General features: G+C 61.8%; 1 protein-coding gene. It reads right to left on the reverse strand.

Going from position 1 to position 1,178, the window contains the following annotated elements; genetic code table 11:
- The coding region (locus ACWDUA_RS25550; RefSeq protein ID WP_449753821.1) for an IS110 family transposase at window positions 1-995 on the reverse strand (995 nt) is incomplete at its 3' end.
- Between the last annotated feature and the right edge of the window lie 183 nt (window positions 996-1,178).

A 1,178-nucleotide genomic window follows, 5' to 3' on the forward strand; every position in this document is an offset into this window, starting at 1 on the left:
GTGCGTACGAGTCGCCGTTTCAGGCAACGCATCGCCTCACGAGACTTCTTACCCTCGGCACGTTTCTTCGCGTAATAGGCATGCCCGAGACTGTCAGGCATACGAGACTGGGTCAACGCAATCCGATGAACCGCCGCATTGAGTTGCCTATTCCCCGAACGCGTCAACCGATGCTTACCAGCCGACTTACCCGACCACACCGGCACCGGAGCGATCCCCGCATGCCGAGCGAACTGCGCCTCGGTACCGAAACGCGAGATATCGGCAGACTCGCCGAGCAACTTCGCCGCACTGAGGATCCCACAACCAGGCAACGCCACCAGCGACGGCACCGCGACCGCAACCAACGCCGACAACTGCTTGTGGACCTCGTTGATCTCCACGGTCAACGCCGCGATCGCAGCCACCTCTTTGATCGCCAACAGCACATCGATGGCGCCGCGGTCGCAGGTCTGCAACCAGGCCGCGAGGAGGTTCTGATGCTTCGTCCGGTTCAAACCTCCCTTCTTCACTTCGTGTTCCGGATCGATCGCATGCACCCGCCACAACACCCGGTTGATCTTCGAAGTCCGTTCATGGACAAGCGATTCCCGATAATCGGTGAGAGCTTTCACCGTGTAGCTGACCTCATCGTGTGAGGCGATCGGGAGGTTGGGTTCACGGGCAGCGGCCCGGGCGACGGCCAGAGCGTCGATCGGATCGGACTTACCCGGTTGGCGGCCGGTCTTGCGGTGTTCGGCCATCAGATGCGGGGCGACCCGCACCACTTTCTGGTTCGCGGTCAGCAGGTCACGTTCGAGGAGCGCCGACATATTGCGGCAGTCCTCGATTGCCCACACCAGGTCGGTACCGAACGTGGCGTGGGCCCACCGCAAGGCGGTCTGGTGACCGGTGGTCGTGGCGGGCACGGTCACGGTGCCCAGTTGTCTGCCGGCGGTATCGACCGCGACGAATGTGTGTGAGCGCTTGTGTACATCGGCGCCAACGATGATCATGGAAGATGCCTTTCTGTCGAACGGAATGGTGACAGTCGGGCCGGCCGGTAGGACATATCTCAGTGGGGGCGGTTGCCACGCTCCTATCAAGTCACATCCGGTCGGTCCGTCCACCCGGGCATCGGCAGAATGAGCCGTGACCAATCCCCAACAATTGTCGGGAACGGTCAACCACCAACAGAG

Source organism: Gordonia sp. NPDC003376 (assembly GCF_053589235.1).